General features: G+C 60.9%; 14 protein-coding genes. 8 read left to right on the forward strand and 6 right to left on the reverse strand.

Features of this window, described 5'->3' with window-relative positions; genetic code table 11:
* Nucleotides 1-80: 80 nt before the first annotated feature.
* The 3 genes from HX899_RS33580 to rpmG all read left to right on the forward strand — a co-directional run bounded on the left by HX899_RS33580 (nucleotide 81) and on the right by rpmG (nucleotide 2,232).
* Nucleotides 81-533 carry a DUF983 domain-containing protein gene (locus HX899_RS33580; protein ID WP_138328235.1) on the forward strand — a complete coding sequence of 151 codons (453 nt, stop codon included), beginning with the start codon at nucleotides 81-83 and terminating at the stop codon, nucleotides 531-533.
* 254 nt (nucleotides 534-787) lie between these two features.
* Nucleotides 788-1,972: an MFS transporter gene (locus HX899_RS33585; RefSeq protein ID WP_029872828.1), complete on the forward strand. Its 1,185-nt coding sequence runs from the start codon at nucleotides 788-790 to the stop codon at nucleotides 1,970-1,972.
* Between the two features lie 92 nt (nucleotides 1,973-2,064).
* Entirely contained in the window at nucleotides 2,065-2,232 is a 168-nt protein-coding gene (gene rpmG, locus HX899_RS33590; RefSeq protein ID WP_003547442.1) for a 50S ribosomal protein L33, read from the forward strand.
* A 749-nt stretch (nucleotides 2,233-2,981) separates the two neighbouring features.
* Here the strand turns inward: rpmG and HX899_RS33595 are convergent.
* On the reverse strand, nucleotides 2,982-4,355 hold the full coding sequence (locus HX899_RS33595) for a PleD family two-component system response regulator (protein ID WP_011651390.1): 1,374 nt from the start codon (nucleotides 4,353-4,355) through the stop codon (nucleotides 2,982-2,984).
* A gap of 18 nt (nucleotides 4,356-4,373) precedes the next feature.
* Nucleotides 4,374-4,745 carry a response regulator gene (locus tag HX899_RS33600; protein WP_003547430.1) on the reverse strand — a complete coding sequence of 124 codons (372 nt, stop codon included), beginning with the start codon at nucleotides 4,743-4,745 and terminating at the stop codon, nucleotides 4,374-4,376.
* Nucleotides 4,746-4,877: 132 nt separating this feature from the next.
* Here HX899_RS33600 and HX899_RS33605 point away from each other — a divergent pair, with 132 nt between their 5' ends.
* Nucleotides 4,878-5,186 carry a DUF3572 domain-containing protein gene (locus HX899_RS33605; RefSeq protein ID WP_138387543.1) on the forward strand — a complete coding sequence of 103 codons (309 nt, stop codon included), beginning with the start codon at nucleotides 4,878-4,880 and terminating at the stop codon, nucleotides 5,184-5,186.
* A gap of 2 nt (nucleotides 5,187-5,188) precedes the next feature.
* Nucleotides 5,189-5,863, forward strand: a complete 675-nt coding sequence (locus HX899_RS33610; RefSeq protein WP_181294469.1) for a hypothetical protein — start codon at nucleotides 5,189-5,191, stop codon at nucleotides 5,861-5,863.
* Here HX899_RS33610 and HX899_RS33615 read toward each other — a convergent pair.
* Nucleotides 5,838-6,425, reverse strand: coding sequence for a GNAT family N-acetyltransferase (locus HX899_RS33615; protein WP_138328239.1), 588 nt, complete (start codon nucleotides 6,423-6,425; stop codon nucleotides 5,838-5,840). The genes HX899_RS33610 and HX899_RS33615 overlap by 26 nt on opposite strands.
* Before the next feature lie 76 nt (nucleotides 6,426-6,501).
* On the opposite strand from HX899_RS33615, the gene HX899_RS33620 reads away from it, so the two are divergent.
* Both HX899_RS33620 and HX899_RS33625 read left to right on the forward strand, forming a co-directional pair.
* Complete coding sequence (locus HX899_RS33620; protein ID WP_181294516.1) at nucleotides 6,502-7,794, forward strand: DNA polymerase IV; 1,293 nt, start codon at nucleotides 6,502-6,504, stop codon at nucleotides 7,792-7,794.
* 92 nt (nucleotides 7,795-7,886) lie between these two features.
* The gene (locus tag HX899_RS33625) at nucleotides 7,887-9,140 is read left to right on the forward strand and encodes a L,D-transpeptidase family protein (protein ID WP_181294470.1); all 1,254 of its coding nucleotides are present in this window, start codon (nucleotides 7,887-7,889) and stop codon (nucleotides 9,138-9,140) included.
* 11 nt (nucleotides 9,141-9,151) lie between these two features.
* Here HX899_RS33625 and dnaE read toward each other — a convergent pair whose 3' ends face one another.
* Nucleotides 9,152-12,649 (reverse strand): DNA polymerase III subunit alpha, encoded by a 3,498-nt coding sequence (gene dnaE, locus HX899_RS33630; RefSeq protein WP_181294471.1) that lies wholly within the window; start codon nucleotides 12,647-12,649, stop codon nucleotides 9,152-9,154.
* Nucleotides 12,650-13,150: 501 nt separating this feature from the next.
* Here dnaE and HX899_RS33635 point away from each other — a divergent pair.
* Nucleotides 13,151-13,615, forward strand: a complete 465-nt coding sequence (locus tag HX899_RS33635; protein WP_180196697.1) for a DUF5680 domain-containing protein — start codon at nucleotides 13,151-13,153, stop codon at nucleotides 13,613-13,615.
* Between the two features lie 203 nt (nucleotides 13,616-13,818).
* On the opposite strand, the gene HX899_RS33640 is transcribed toward HX899_RS33635, so the two are convergent.
* Nucleotides 13,819-14,502 carry an ABC transporter ATP-binding protein gene (locus tag HX899_RS33640; protein ID WP_025394108.1) on the reverse strand — a complete coding sequence of 228 codons (684 nt, stop codon included), beginning with the start codon at nucleotides 14,500-14,502 and terminating at the stop codon, nucleotides 13,819-13,821.
* A 14-nt stretch (nucleotides 14,503-14,516) separates the two neighbouring features.
* Nucleotides 14,517-15,821: a lipoprotein-releasing ABC transporter permease subunit gene (locus HX899_RS33645; RefSeq protein WP_062943872.1), complete on the reverse strand. Its 1,305-nt coding sequence runs from the start codon at nucleotides 15,819-15,821 to the stop codon at nucleotides 14,517-14,519.
* Nucleotides 15,822-15,829: the final 8 nt, after the last annotated feature.

Genomic DNA, 15,829 nt, shown 5'->3' on the forward strand with positions numbered 1-15,829 from the left:
CCTTGTTTTTACGCGTGTCGTTATCGCGAAACCGCTGCACAGTTTGCGCGACATGTTTTAGATCCGAAGAGGAACATGCGATGAGCACACCGACCGATCCGGCCGTCCGCTACGGCGATACGCCCGAGGTCGAGCGTCCGCTTGGGCGCTCCATCATGCGCGGGCTGATGAACCGCTGCCCGGCCTGCGGCAACGGCAAGCTCTTTCGTGCCTTCCTGAAGCCGGCCGATCATTGCGCGGCCTGCGGCGAGGCGATGCATCACCAACGCGCCGACGACCTGCCGCCCTATATCGTCATCCTGGTCCTCGGCCACGTCGTGGTCGGCGGCTATATGCTGACCGACCTAACTTTCGTGCTGCCGGTCTGGGTGCATCTCGCCATCTGGGCGCCGATCACCGTCATCACCGCGCTTGCCTCGATCCAGCCGATCAAGGGCGGCGTCATCGGCCTGCAATGGGCGCTGCGCATGCACGGCTTCGGTGGCGAGAGTGACGGTCCGGACGATTATGACATCCCCGGCCGGCCGAATTAGCGCCTTCACCTTCCAGACATATTTAACGTGTAGTGCCAGCCCTCCACCGACCACCACCCAAATGCGGGAGCCGACGATCCTCAAGACCTGACATGGTAAGCATTTCTTGCCCGAACGGGCTTTACATTCCGCAGATGGTCACTCACATCGGAAATACTGCGAAGCGGCATCCGTCACCTGGATTTGGCACGTCCGTGTCTATCTATCTGACGGGATCGGTCGATTCGTTCGCGCACCTCTCTAAGGATGGATAAATGTCTCAGCCGAGAACCGGCACACCGGGCGATGTCGAAGAAATCCATTGGCCTTCTCTGGTGGCAGCCATCTCGTCCATCTCAGCCGTTGGCATAGCAATCGGCCTCGGTCTGCCCCTCCTCAGCATCATCCTCGAAAAACGCGGTATCTCGTCCACCCTGATCGGGCTCAACACGGCGATGGCCGGGGTCGCGGCGATGGCCGCCGCACCGATCACCACCAAGCTCGCCCATAAATACGGCGTTGCGCCGACGATGATCTGGGCTGTGCTGATTTCGGCGCTGAGCGCGCTTGGTTTCTATTACGCCCAGGATTTCTGGATGTGGTTTCCGCTGCGTTTCGCCTTCCACGGCGCGACGACGACGCTGTTCATCCTCTCCGAATTCTGGATCAACGCCGCTTCGCCGCCTTCCAAGCGCGGCTTCGTACTCGGCATCTATGCGACGGTGCTTTCCCTTGGCTTCGCGGCCGGACCGCTGCTGTTTTCGATCCTCGGCAGCGACGGTATCTTCCCCTTCCTGATCGGCGCCGGCGCCATCCTGCTTGCCGCCATCCCGATCTACATCGCCCGCGACGAAAGCCCGGTGCTCGAGGAAAAACCGGAGCTGCATTTCATGCGCTACGTTTTCCTGGTGCCGACTGCGACGGCGGCGGTCTTCATCTTCGGCGCGGTCGAAGCCGGTGGGCTGTCGCTTTTTCCGATCTTTGCCGTGCGCGCCCATTTCACCGAATCGCAGGCAGCACTTCTGCTCACCATGATGGGCGTCGGCAACGTCATCTTTCAGATCCCGCTCGGCCTGCTTTCCGACCGCATCGCCGACAAGCGGCCGCTTCTGGCCGGCATGGCGCTGATGGGCTTCATCGGCTCGATGATGTTGCCGCTGTTGCTCGACAACTGGCTGCTGATGGCCGGGCTCCTGCTTTTCTGGGGCGGCTGCGTCTCAGGCCTCTATACGGTCGGCCTCAGCCATCTCGGCTCGCGGCTGACGGGCTCCGATCTTGCTGCGGCCAATGCTGCCTTTGTCTTCTGTTATGCGATGGGAACCGTGGCCGGGCCGCAGGCGATCGGCGCAGCGATCGATGTCGCTGGAAATAACGGTTTTGCCTGGGCGATTGCGGCTTTCTTCGGTCTTTACGCCCTACTTTCCGGCATCAGACTGATGTTCATTCGAAAACGGGCTTGACTTTTCGGGCGGGATTCGTAGTTTCGCGCCAGGATTTGCCGTGGAGCCCATCCGGCTTCCACGGCTTTCATTTTCTTAGAGGCAGGACGACCATGGCCAAGGCTACAACAATCAAGATCAAGCTGCTGTCGACGGCTGACACCGGTTTCTTCTACGTCACCACGAAGAACAGCCGCACGATGACGGACAAGATGACGAAGACGAAGTACGACCCGGTTGCGAAGAAGCATGTCGAGTTCAAGGAAACCAAGATCAAGTAATCACTTGGCCTGACGGATTTCAAAAAAGCGCGCGCCTTCGGGTTGCGCGTTTTTTATTGCCCGGATTAATCGTCTTTAAAAAATGATAGCGCAAACAGACAAAACGCCGCCCTTCCATCTTCGGGAAGTGGCGGCGTTTTCGTGAAAGGGGGTCGGCCAGCATGCAAAACGGCACGAGGAACCGCTATAACTTGCCTACTAGCCGACCGACCCCACGACCCAGGAGATGCGGCGGACCTGAGCATCATGGGGTATCGACAACTCCTCAACGGGAGCGCTTCTCTTATGAGCGATAATTTGCGCAAAAATGAAAGAAAATCAACAAATTCTTAATGATGAATTTTCTCATCTTGATTCTATGGTTAAAAGTCCAGATTTGGGACATACAAAGATTTGTCGCCTCTGCTTTGGATCGAAGCGTAGCGCCTGCTCTTTCCAAGAAATTCGACAATATAACTTAATAACTTACGCCACCCTTCCCCTTACGTGAGGTGACGCCGCCGCAATCTATTTGACCCCGTCGGCGATAGGCATTTTTTATAGTCTTCATTTCATATTGAGCTACGGCCTGCCGCTATCAAGACTATCGCGCGGCAACACATCCGCGGCAACGCGGCGAGTCCAATTTTGGGCTATTGGGCTGCAATTTTTTCGCCCCGCAGTGCACAGGCGGAGATTAAAAATCGGTAACAATTCGCTTACCGCAGTGGAAAACCCGCAAATGGCGCCTAATGGCGGAAAATGATTCGTCACGCGGCCGCGGCGACCACGCGGTTGCGGCCGGTATTCTTTGCCTCGTAAAGGGCCAGATCCGCCTGTTTCATCAGTTGGTCCGGGGTCAGCACCGACGTAATGCGCGAGGCGATGCCGAAGGAAGCAGTGACGTTCAGTGCTTCCCCGGCGTGTTTCAGCATGAAGGGAGCGTTTTCGATCGCCGCACGAAGGCGCTCGGCGACGGCGGCGGCAATTTCCGGCGAGGTGTCGGGCATCACGACAACGAATTCCTCTCCGCCGTAGCGGCAGGCGAGATCGGCACCGCGGATGGTCGACCGGACGCGATTTGAAAATTCCCGCAGCACCTCGTCGCCGCCGTCATGGCCGTAGGTGTCGTTCACATGCTTGAAGCGGTCGATATCGGTGATCAGCACCGAAAGTGGCCGGCCCCGCGCCATCGAACGGTTGAAGAGCACGTTCAGATGATTGTCGAGATAGCGCCGGTTATAAAGGCCGGTCAGCGGATCGGTCACGGCAAGCTCGATCGTCTGCTTGACGCTGGCGCGCAGGCGGTCGTTATAGCGCTTGCGGCGGATCTGCGTCAGGCTGCGGGCAACCAGTTCGTTGGGATCGACCGGGCGGATGATGTAGTCGTTGACGCCGAGATCGAGCGCGCGCACGACCATTTCGTCAGCGCCCTGCTCGGTGATGATCAGGATCGGCAGGAAGCGGGTGCGCTCCAGCGAGCGCAGCTGCGAGCAGAGGCGAAGCGGATCGTAATCGTCGAAGTTGGCGTTGACGATGACGAGATCGAACGCGCTTTCGGCCGCCTCGAAGAGGGCGGCCTGCGGATCGGAAAGGGCAAGCACGTCGGCGACGGGCTTCAGCGCCTTGATGATGCGCTCCTGCGAATTGGCGCGGCCGTCGACGAGCAACACTTGTGCGGTTTCGTCGGCGCGGCCCTCGCCTGCCCGTGTGAGGTCGTCAATGCCCATCGTATGGGCGGTGTCGGCGCGGATGCGCAGCTCATCGCTCAACGTCTTCAGCCGCAGCAGGCTCTTCACCCGGGAGATCAGTTGCAGATCGTTGACCGGCTTGGTGAGAAAATCGTCAGCGCCGGCCTTCAGGCCGCGCACGCGATCGGTCGGCTGGTCGAGCGCGGTGACCATGACGACTGGAATATGGGCGGTCTTCTGGCTGGCCTTCAGCCGCTCGCAGACCTCGAAACCGTCTATGCCGGGCATCATGATGTCGAGCAGGATGAGATCGACCTGGTTGCGCTCGCAGATCGCCAGTGCCGTGTAGCCGTCGGCTGCGGTCATCACGTCGAAATACTCCGCAAGCAGCCGCGCTTCGAGCAGCTTCACGTTGGCCGGAATATCGTCAACCACCAGTATTCGCGCAGTCATCAGCGTCTTTCCGATGCGTCAGGCATCGCCCAGATAGGTCTTGATCGTCTCGATGAATTTCGGAACCGAGATCGGCTTGGAAACATAGGCCTCGCAGCCGCCCTGGCGGATCCGCTCCTCGTCGCCCTTCATCGCGAAAGCCGTAACGGCGATGACGGGAATCACGTGCAACTCGTCGTCTTCCTTCAGCCATTTCGTGACTTCGAGGCCGGAGACTTCGGGAAGCTGAATATCCATCAGGATGAGGTCGGGGCGATGCTTGCGCGCCAGATCGAGCGCCTCCATACCGTTTCTGGTCTGGATCGTCGTATAACCGGACGCCTCGATGAGGTCGCGAAAGAGCTTCATGTTGAGCTCGTTATCTTCTACAATCATCACCTGTTTGGGCATGACAAGCTGTCCCTACGTCCGTTCGCGCAGCGGTTCGTCCCATGAGAAAGGCACATGCGGACAAATAGCTCGTGAAACCGATAGCGCACGCTACCGGTATTTGGTTGAAGAAAAGGTAACTTACCCAGCGAAATGCAAAGCAACTTCAAGACTTCGAAACAACAGGCCGCCGACCCGCACGAGACAGCGATCGCCGTGCTCGGCTGGCTTGCCGACGATCCCGACATGTTCGGCCGCTTTCTTTCCCTGACGGGTGTAGCGCCCGGCCAGGTGCGCAACGCCGTCAACGATCCCGGATTCCTCGCCGGCCTGATGGATTTCCTGATGAACCACGAACCGACGGCGATGGCCTTCTGCGCGGCGAGCGGGATCAGCCCGGAGACGGTGACCGCCGCCTGGCGGCATTTCTCGTCACCGGGCCTCGATTCCGGAGAATACTGACCGTGACCTCCGGGGAATTCGACATCTCGCATATCCGCCTCGGCGAACGGCCGTTGATCGTCTGCGACGTCGACGACGTCGTGCTGCAGTTCATCGGTCCCTTCCAGCTTTTCCTTCAGAGCCAGGGCCACGCGTTTCTGCCGCGATCGTTCCGGCTTCACGGCAACATCGTATCGCAAGCGGACGGCGTGGAGATCGAGGATCAAGAGGTCAACCGGCTGATCGAGGAATTCTTCGAGGCCCAAGAGCTGTGGCAGACGCCGCTCGACCGCGTGGTCGAAACGCTCGACCGACTTTCGGAAGAGGCCGATGTGCTTTTCCTGACAGCCATGCAGCCGCGGTTCCAGGACCAGCGCCGACGCCTGCTGGACAGGATGGGCCTCGTCTTTCCGCTGCTTGCCACCGAACAACCCAAGGGGCCGATCGTTCACGCATTGCATGCCAGCCGCTCCCTTCCCGTCGTCTTCATTGATGATATGGCGCGCAATCTGCATTCCGTTAGGGATCACGTCGCCGATTGCCTGCTGATTCACCTGATGCCGAACTCGCCCGTCCATCGTTTCGCACCGGCGGTTGCCGACGAGATCACCCGCGCCACCGACTGGACGCATGCGGCCGAGCTGATCGAGGCGCATTTTCTTTCCGGCACCTTCACGCACGCAGTTCCAGCCGCATGAGCGGCCGCCCGTCCTTGCGCCGTGCTATCGTCTCGAAACCGGCGGCATCGAAGATCGCCGTCGAGCCGATGCAGAGCGTCACGGATTTCGACTGCTTCACATGATCGATCGGACAGGCTTCGAGCAGCCGCGCTCCCTGGCGCCGCGCATGGTCGATCGCGCCGGCGAGCAGACGGTGGCTCATTCCCTTGCCGCGCAGTTTGGGCAGCAGGAAGAAGCAACTGACGGCCCAGATGGATGGATCATGCGCATCGCTCTCCTCCAGCGGCCGCGAGACGGTGCGCGGCGAATTGAACTGCGACACGTCGTGGCGCGGCCCGACCTGCACCCAGGCGACCGGCGCGCCGTCGGCATAACAGAGGATGCCAGGCGGCGGACCCGCCTTGATCCGCTCCCGCATATGCGCCTTGCGCTCGTTGGCCGCCATCTTGGTCCTCACCGCATGTGGCAGGCGCAACGCGACGCACCAGCAGTTATAGAAGCCACCCTGTGGCCCGAACACGATTTCGAAGTCATCCCAGCGTTCTGGCGTTACCGGCTCGAAACGAAGATCGTTATCCAAAGGCAAAGCTTCCACCCTATCTTGTGACTCGGAAGCTTAAGGCGTAACCTCACAATGTTCAATCTTTGTTCCCATGATGACGCCCACGCCTGACAAGACACCCGGCTTCTGTCGCGACTGCCTTGCCGAGCAGAAGGGCGAGGCGCGCCGTTGCGTTTCCTGCGGCAGCCCGCGCCTCGTGCGCCATCGCGAACTCTACGCGCTGACGCTCGCCCATATCGACTGCGACGCCTTCTACGCAGCCGTCGAGAAACGCGACAATCCCGAGCTTGCCGACAAGCCTGTCATTATCGGCGGCGGCAAACGCGGCGTCGTCTCCACCGCCTGCTATATCGCCCGTATCCATGGCGTGCGGTCGGCCATGCCGATGTTCAAGGCGCTGGAAGCATGCCCTCAAGCGATCGTCATCCGTCCCGACATGGAGAAATATGTCCGGGTCGGACGGCAGGTGCGCGCCATGATGCAGGATCTGACGCCGCTAGTGCAGCCGCTATCGATCGATGAGGCCTTCCTGGAGCTCGACGGCACCGAGAGGCTGCATCACGATCCGCCGGCACGCACGCTGGCCAAATTCGCCCGTCGCATCGAAACGGAGATCGGTATCACCGTTTCGGTCGGGCTTTCCTATTGCAAATTCCTCGCCAAGGTCGCCTCCGATCTGCAGAAGCCACGCGGCTTTTCCGTCATCGGCCGCGAGGAAGCGGTCGAGTTCCTGGCGCCGCGTCCCGTCACCACGATCTGGGGCGTCGGCAAGGCCTTTGCGGCGACGCTGGAGGCGGACGGCATCCGCACCATCAGCCAGTTGCAGCAGATGGAGGAAAACGACCTGATGCGCCGCTACGGCAGCATCGGCCAGCGGCTCGCACGGCTGTCGCGCGGCATCGACGACCGCGAGGTGCATCTCAATGATGCCGCCAAGAGCGTATCGGCCGAGACGACCTTCTTCGACGACATCTCGCGCTACGACGATCTGGTGCCGATCCTGCGCAACCTTTCCGAAAAGGTGTCCTGGCGGCTGAAGAAAAACGGCATTGCCGGCCATACCGTCGTCCTGAAGATGAAGACCGCCGATTTCAAATCGCGCACCCGCAACCGCAAGCTCGAAGACCCGACCCAACTTGCCGACAGGATCTTCCGCACCGGGCTCGAACTTCTCGAAAAGGAAACGGACGGCACGAAATTCCGCTTGCTTGGCATCGGCGTCACCGATCTCGGCGATGCCGGCCGCGCCGATCCGCCCGATCTCATCGACCAGCAATCGGGCCGGCGAGCGGCGGCCGAAGCGGCGATGGACAAGCTGCGTGACAAATTCGGCAAGAACACAGTGGAGACCGGCTATACGTTCGGCAGCGGCAAACGCGATCACTAAAGCGTGAGGCCTGCCAGCCATGCCGCCTATAAAATCTTCCTTAAACTTCGTCCCATAATGTGCCGGGCAAGTATTGCGTATGGTTGGGTATCATGTTCTCGCGTCTCGTCTTCGGCCTCGGCTTGCTGTCGGCCACCGCACTCGTGCACCCCGCTCTTGCCGCGGATGTGCGCACGCTGCAGATCATCGTCTCGAAGGACAAGCAGTCGCTTGCGGTCTATGATGGCACCGAGGTCGTCGCGACCTCGAAGGTCTCGACCGGCAAGGACGGCCACACGACGCCGAGCGGCATCTTTTCGGTGCTGGAAAAGCAGAAATACCACGAATCCAATCTCTATTCCAACGCCCCGATGCCGTTCATGCAAAGACTGACATGGTCAGGTATCGCGCTGCACGAATCCAATTCGGTGCCGCGTTATCCGGCCTCGCATGGCTGCGTGCGTATGCCCGGCGCCTTCGCAAAAATGCTCTATGGGATGACCGACCGCGGTGTCCCCGTCATTATCAGCGACGGTGAACTGGCGCCGCAGCCGATCGAGCATCCGACGCTTTTCCATCCGGATGCACCGGCGATGCCGCTGCTGTCAGACGTCGAACTGCGGCCCTCCATGCCCGACAGCCCCGAGAAGCCTGTGCAGGTGGCGATGAACGACACGGCTGCGATGCCGATGCCGGCAGCGCCGCCGATTGCAGCGCCCGAACCCGAGCCGCCGTCCGAGCCGATCAGCATGCTCGTTACGCGCCGGACCCTTCGCGAGACGGTGATCGACATCCAGACCCTCCTCAACCAGCTCGGCTTTTCCGCCGGCAATCCGGACGGCTTCCTCGGTCCGTCGACCGTGCAGGCGATCAAGGCTTTCAGGACATTGCGGCCGACGGAATTCGCCGCCGACAGGAGCCTGGTCTCCGACACACTCCTCAGGGAAGTCTATGCCGCAGCTGGCAAGGGCGAGCCGCCGAACGGCGTCATCATGGTGCGGCAGGCCTTCAAGCCCCTCTTCGAAGCGCCGCTGACGATCGCCGATCCGGGACTGGCGCTTGGCACGCATTTCTTCACGTTGCATGCCATCGATGCAAAGGCCGGCACAGCGGACTGGCTCGGTATCACCCTCGAGAACAATCTCTCCCGCGAAACGATGAAGCGGCTCGGCATCACCAATCAGGAAAGCTCGATCATCACAGGCAAGCCGATCGCCCGTTCGCTCAGCCGGATTACCATCCCAGATGAGACCCGTCACAGGATCGACGCCCTCATCGCGCCAGGCTCGACGCTGACGATCTCCGATACCGGCCTCGGCCGGGAGACCGGCGAAGGCACGGATTTCATCACAATCACCCGCGGGTGACGCGGGGCTGATCAAACCAGTTCGACGTCGACGACGCCGGGGGCGGCACGAAGGGCGGCGGCAATCTCCGGCGTGATGCGGTATTTCTCCGGCAGCACCACCTCCACCTCGCGTTTGCCCTCCTCCTTGATGACGATGAAGGAAACGAGGCCGTCGCCCTTGGCGTTCAGATGGCCGGCCACCATTCTCAGCGGTCCGGAATCGCGGACATAGACGCGCAGCGCCTTCTGCATCTGCAGCGACTTTTCCTCCAGCGATTGGATCGTCTGGATGCGCAGGCCGATGCCCTCCGGCCGTTCCTCGCCCGTCGCGGCCAGCACGAAGGATTTGCCTGACTCCAACACGTCGCGATACTGGTTCAGCATTTCCGAAAATAGCACCGCTTCGAACTGGCCCGAAGAATCCGAAAAGACGATGATGCCCATCTTGTTGCCGGTGCGGGTCTTGCGCTCCTGCTTCGAGATGACGGTACCGGCAAGGCGCGCATTGGCAGAGCCCTGTTTGATGGCGGCGGAAAATTCGGCAAAAGTCTGCACCCGCATCTTCTGCAGGATGTTGTTGTAGGAATCGAGCGGGTGGGCTGTCAGATAAAAGCCCAGCACCTGGAATTCCTTGAGCAGCCGCTCGGAGGGGAGCCAGGGCGAGAACGGCGGCAGGGAGATCTTCTCGGGCCCCGACGTCAGCGTGCTGCCGAAAATGTCTGACTGGCCGCTCAGCTTGTTCTCCTGGGCGCGCTGGGCATAACCGAGAACACGATCGAGGCCGGCTGCCAGCTGGGCGCGGTCCATGTCGAAACAATCGAAGGCGCCGGCATAGATCAGGCTTTCGAGCACGCGACGATTGACCTGACGCGGATCGATGCGCAGGCAGAAATCCTCAATGCTGGCAAAGGGCTTGTCGCCGCGCACCTCGACGATATGGTCGACGGCGGATTCGCCAACACCCTTAAGGGCGGCGAGCGCGTAATAGATACGGTTGTCGCCGGTCTCGAAATGGCGGAAGGAGGTCTGCACCGAGGGTGCGATCACCTCGATGCCGAGGCGCTTGGCATCCTGACGGAAATCATTGACCTTTTCCGTGTTGGACATGTCGAGCGTCATCGAAGCGGCGAGGAATTCGACCGGATAGTGCGCCTTCATGTAGGCCGTCTGGTAGGAGACGATGGCATAGGCGGCGGCATGCGACTTGTTGAAGCCGTAATTGGCGAACTTCGCCAGCAGTTCGAAGATATTGTCGGCCTGCGGTTTCGATACGCCGTTCTTGACCGCGCCAACGACGAAGCGTTCGCGCTGCTGGTCCATCTCGGCCTTGATCTTCTTACCCATGGCGCGGCGCAGAAGGTCGGCTTCGCCCAGCGAATAGCCTGATAGTACCTGGGCGATCTGCATCACCTGTTCCTGATAGACGATGACGCCTTGCGTTTCCTTGAGCAGGTGGTCGATCATCGGATGGATCGATTCCAGCTCTTCGTCACCGTGCTTACGGGCATTGTAGGTGGGGATGTTCTCCATCGGACCCGGACGATAGAGCGCCACCAGCGCGATGATGTCCTCGATGCAGTCCGGCTTCATGCCGATCAGCGCCTTGCGCATGCCGGCACTTTCCACCTGGAACACGCCGACCGTCTCGCCGCGCGACAGCATCTCGTAGGTCTTCTTGTCGTCGAGAGGAATGGCTGCGAGATCGACCTTGATACCGAGCTTGGCGACGAAATCGACCGCGACCTTCAGCACGGTCAGCGTCTTCAGGCCGAGGAAGTCGAACTTGACGAGGCCTGCCTGCTCGACCCATTTCATGTTGAACTGGGTGACCGGCATGTCCGAGCGCGGATCGCGATACATCGGCACCAGCTTGGAAAGCGGCCGGTCGCCGATTACGATGCCGGCGGCATGGGTCGAGGCGTGGCGGTAAAGCCCCTCGATCTTCTGGGCGATGTCGAGCAGGCGCGCGACAACAGGTTCTTTCGCCGCCTCCTCCTGCAGCTTCGGCTCCTCCTCGATCGCCTTGGACAGCGGCGTCGGATTGGCCGGGTTGTTCGGCACGAGTTTGCAGATCTTGTCGACCTGGCCGTAGGGCATTTCCAGCACGCGGCCGACGTCGCGAAGGGCGGCGCGCGCCTGCAGCGAACCGAAAGTGATGATCTGCGCCACCTGCTCGCGGCCATATTTGGCCTGGACGTAGCGGATCACTTCTTCGCGGCGGTCCTGGCAGAAGTCGATGTCGAAGTCGGGCATCGAGACGCGTTCCGGATTGAGGAAGCGCTCGAAGAGCAGCGAAAAACGTAAGGGATCGACGTCGGTGATCGTCAAGGCATAGGCGACCAGCGAACCAGCGCCCGAACCACGGCCGGGACCGACCGGAATGTCATGCTGCTTGGCCCATTTGATGAAGTCGGCAACGATCAGGAAGTAGCCGGGGAAACGCATGCGCTCGATGACGCTGAGTTCGAAATCCAGCCGTTCGCGATAATCCTTTTCCTCGTAACCCGGCGACATGCCGAGCGTTGCAAGCCGCATGTCCAGCCCTTCGACCGCCTGGCGGCGCAGCTCGCTCGCCTCGGCGCGTTCGGCCTCCTCGGCATCGTCGGTCGCACCGGTGAAGCGTGGCAGGATCGGCTTTCGCGTCTTCAGCACGAAGGAGCAGCGCGTGGCGATCTCGATCGTATTTTCCAGCGCTTCCGGCAGGTCGGCGAAGAGCTTGACCATCTCGGCCCGGCTCTTCAGATAGTGATCTGGCGTCAGGCGAAAGCGGCTGTCGTCGGAGACGATGGCGTTGTGCGCGACCGCCATTAGCGCATCATGGGCGTCGTAATCGTCGCGGGTCGGAAAGAAAGCCTCGTTGGTCGCAACCAGCGGCAGGTCGTGGGCATAGGCGAGCCCGATAATCTTCTGCTCGTGCCGCTTGTCGTAGGTGCCGTGGCGCTGCAGCTCGACATAGAGCCTGTCGCCGAAGAGACGCTTCAGCGTGAGCAGCCGGACTTCCGCCTGAGCGGGATGGCCTTCCTTGATCGCCACGTCGACCGGCCCGGTCAAGGCGCCGCTCAATGCGATCAGCCCTTCCGTGCCCGCCTCCTCCAGCCAGGAGGCGCTGATATGAACGGCCTGGTTGCTCTCGCCGCCGAGATAGGCCCGACTGACGAGATCGACCAGCCTTTCATAACCGGCATCCGTCGCGGCGAGAAGAACGATCGACGGCAGCTTGACCAGTGCCTGCTGGCCGCCGCGCTTCTCCGTTTCCAACCCATCTTCCATGTCGATCGAGACCTGGCAGCCGATGATCGGCTGCAGGCCGTCTTCCATCGCCTTCTGGGAGAATTCGAGGGCGACGAACAGATTGTTGGTGTCGGTAATCGCAATCGCCGGCTGACTGTCGCCGGTCGCCTTGTAGAGGATCTTCTTCAGTGGCAGGGCGCCCTCGAGAAGCGAATAGGCGGAATGGACCCTCAGGTGGATGAAGCCTGGCGTGCCGCCGGTCGCCTCACCCGTTGAACCCTTTGCCGTATCCGCCATGACATGCCTTCCCAATCACCCGAATGAATCGGACGCATTGTCGGCATAGAGGGCGATGATGTCCAGAAGAAGTCCCGCGTCCGGACCGCATGATTGCCATACGGTCCCCTGAAAACTTTAGAGCGCCATGACGATGAGCGAGAAGCTTGCAACGAACATTGCGATGGAGGTGAATGCTGCGATATCACGGATCATGTCAGTCATCGGGCTCTCCTTTACTCGTTATGTTTTCAATTTGTTCCATTTATGTTCCGTTGTCAACAGGAATCTTTTCCTTCTTTGTTGTGTTCGAAAAATGCCGGGATGTGCACCTGCGAATCGCTGGGAGCCAGTACCCGATGTGATGGGCAGCAGGTTGCCCCTTCTCGGCCTGTCCCAGATCGGTCACGGCGCCTAGACGGCCAACCTCCTCGGTGGCCCGTTTATTTCCAACCTACGTTCCCTTTTTGTTCTTTACACATCGCAGCATATTTGCCAGCATCAGGCTGAGAGGAGAAGGACATGTTGGATATTGCGATGCTGAACCAATTCGTCGTGGAGGCGAAGGCTGCGACCTATGTCGGCGGCGGCGTGGCGCGCGCGCCCTGCCGGCCGGGTGCCCACGATATCGGTTTCGAACGCGGCGACTGGCGCTATCTCGACAGCTATTTCGGCGGGACCGATTTCGCCGGACAGGAAGTGGTGTGGCTCGCCGACGAGCCCGTCTGGGCGATGAATTATTTCGGCTGCATCATTGCGCCTGAGCTTATCGACGGCGCAGCAGCCGGAACGGTGATCAAGGCTGCACTTTCTGCGATGTATCGCGAGGGCCGGTTTCTTGGCGGGATGGAATTCGACCATCCGTTCGGCCACTATATCGACAGCAGCGAAGGCGGCTGCGAGCGGTTCATCGGCCACGAATGCATCATGGTCGATGGCCAGAAGGCCTATATGCTCGACTATCGCGGCGGACTGGTCATCCCCTGATCGCGGCCCGCTGCACCTTCCCCGCTCGCGGGGCGAAGGGATATGCCGCACCGGCTTTCTCTAACCTCGACGCTGCGTTTGGCACGTTCCCTCGCCCCGCTTTTACGGGGGTCCGAAGGACGGGGCGAGACGAGTGGCTCGCCCCCGGTAGGTTAGGGTGAGGGGCAGCCATCGGCGCAAACCGGACATCCTGGACCGCAGTCTCAGAAATCGACGATCTTGCCGTCGGAGATCGTCACGCGCCGATCCATGCGGCGGGCGAGTTCGTGATTGTGGGTGGCGATGAGGGCAGCAAGGCCGGACTGGCGCACCAGCGCTTCCAGTGCGTCGAAGACGTAGCTTGCCGTTTCAGGGTCGAGATTGCCGGTCGGCTCGTCGGCAAGAAGCAGGGTCGGCGCATTGGCGACGGCGCGAGCAATCGCAACGCGCTGCTGCTCGCCGCCGGAAAGCTCGCCCGGGCGATGCGAGCCACGATGGCCGATGCGCATATAATCGAGAAGCTGGCCGGCCCGCTCTCCGGCTTCCTTCCAGGAAAGCCCGGCGATCAGCTGCGGCATCATGATATTTTCGAGCGCCGAGAATTCCGGCAGCAGGTGGTGGAACTGATAGACGAAGCCGATTTCGCTGCGGCGGATGGCGGTGCGTTTCTCGTCGCTCAGGCCGTCGCAGGCATGGCCGTTGATGTTGACCTCACCGCCGTCCGGATGCTCCAGGAGGCCGGCGACATGCAGCAGTGTCGACTTGCCGGTGCCGGAAGGGGCGACGAGAGCGACAATCTCCCCCTTCGATATCGAAAAATCCGCGCCCTTCAGGATCGAGAGCAGCGTACCGCCCTGCCCGTAATGGCGCTCGACGCCGGTAAGCTGGAGAACGACGTTGCGTTTCATGAAGGCGGCATTCCTTATTCGTAGCGCAGGGCCTGCACCGGATCGAGCCTGGAGGCACGCCAGGCCGGGAAGATGGTCGCGATGAAGGAGAGCGTCAGCGCCATGACGACGATCGAGATCGTTTCGCTCAGATCCATCTCGGCCGGCAGCTGGCTGAGGAAATAGACCTGCGGATTGAAGAGTACGGTGCCTGAAATCCAGGAGAAGAACTGGCGGACGGATTCGATGTTGACGCAGACGAGGACGCCGAGCAGCACACCGGCAATGGTGCCGACAATGCCGATCGCCGCCCCGGTCATGAAGAAGATGCGCATGATCGCGCCGGCGCTGGCGCCCATGGTGCGCAGGATGGCGATATCGCTGCCCTTGTCCTTCACCAGCATGATCAGGCCGGAGATGATGTTCAGCGCCGCGACAAGCACGATCAGAGTCAGGATCATGAACATGACGTTGCGCTCGACCTGCAGCGCGGAGAAGAAGGTCTGGTTGCGCTGGCGCCAGTCGGTGATGGCGATCTGGCGGCCGGCCGCTTCCTCCACCTTGGGCCTCAGATCGTCGATATCGTCGGGGTTGTCGACGAAGAGCTCGATCGACTGCACCAGTCCCTCGGCATTGAAATAGAGCTGCGCCTCCTCGAGCGGCATGAAGATGATCGAGGAGTCATATTCCGACATGCCGATCTCGAAGAGGCCGGAAATCTTGTAGGACTTGATACGCGGGCTGACGCCCATCGGCGTAATGTCACCATCTGGCGACGTCAGCGTAATGAGATCGCCAACACGCAGACCGAGTTGGTCGGCCATGCGGGTGCCGATCAGCACGCCGTCGCCGGAGGCATACCCCACCATATCGCCTGATTTGATGTTGTCGGAGACCGTTTTGAGCTTGGTCAGATCCTCGGCGCGGGCGCCGCGCACCAGAGCGCCGGTGCTGCCGCCGGCCTGGGCGGAGGCGAGCACCTGGCCTTCCACGAGCGGTAGCGCCATCTTGACGCCGGGCACGGCGGCGAGTTTGCTGCTGAGGACCGGATAATCGGTGAAGGGGCCGTCGACCGGCTGGACGATCATGTGGCCGTTGATGCCGAGGATGCGCGAGACGAGTTCGGTGCGGAAGCCGTTCATCACGGCCATGACGATGATCAGCGTCGCAACGCCGAGCATGATGCCGACAAAGGAGAAGCCGGCGATCACCGATATGAAGGCTTCCTTGCGGCGGGCACGCAGATAACGCCACGCCACGAGGCGTTCAAAGGTGGAAAATGGCTTGCCAGCCGGACCCAAGCCGGATTTCGAACTCCGGTCCACTGCTGCCTCTGCCATTTCGCCTC

Origin of the sequence: Rhizobium sp. WYCCWR 11146 (genome assembly GCF_013591995.1) — a bacterium.
GTDB lineage: Bacteria > Pseudomonadota > Alphaproteobacteria > Rhizobiales > Rhizobiaceae > Rhizobium > Rhizobium indicum.

Bases quoted from the DNA above. Each gene is read 5' to 3' on its own strand.
- HX899_RS33605 (WP_138387543.1), top strand. From the start codon at position 4,878: ATGCAAAGCAACTTCAAGACTTCGAAACAACAGGCCGCCGACCCGCAC.
- HX899_RS33625 (WP_181294470.1), top strand. From the start codon at position 7,887: ATGTTCTCGCGTCTCGTCTTCGGCCTCGGCTTGCTGTCGGCCACCGCA.
- HX899_RS33595 (WP_011651390.1), bottom strand. From the start codon at position 4,355: ATGACTGCGCGAATACTGGTGGTTGACGATATTCCGGCCAACGTGAAG.
- HX899_RS33585 (WP_029872828.1), top strand. From the start codon at position 788: ATGTCTCAGCCGAGAACCGGCACACCGGGCGATGTCGAAGAAATCCAT.
- dnaE (WP_181294471.1), bottom strand. From the start codon at position 12,649: ATGGCGGATACGGCAAAGGGTTCAACGGGTGAGGCGACCGGCGGCACG.
- rpmG (WP_003547442.1), top strand. From the start codon at position 2,065: ATGGCCAAGGCTACAACAATCAAGATCAAGCTGCTGTCGACGGCTGAC.
- HX899_RS33635 (WP_180196697.1), top strand. From the start codon at position 13,151: ATGTTGGATATTGCGATGCTGAACCAATTCGTCGTGGAGGCGAAGGCT.
- HX899_RS33645 (WP_062943872.1), bottom strand. From the start codon at position 15,821: ATGGCAGAGGCAGCAGTGGACCGGAGTTCGAAATCCGGCTTGGGTCCG.
- HX899_RS33600 (WP_003547430.1), bottom strand. From the start codon at position 4,745: ATGCCCAAACAGGTGATGATTGTAGAAGATAACGAGCTCAACATGAAG.
- HX899_RS33640 (WP_025394108.1), bottom strand. From the start codon at position 14,502: ATGAAACGCAACGTCGTTCTCCAGCTTACCGGCGTCGAGCGCCATTAC.
- HX899_RS33620 (WP_181294516.1), top strand. From the start codon at position 6,502: ATGACGCCCACGCCTGACAAGACACCCGGCTTCTGTCGCGACTGCCTT.
- HX899_RS33580 (WP_138328235.1), top strand. From the start codon at position 81: ATGAGCACACCGACCGATCCGGCCGTCCGCTACGGCGATACGCCCGAG.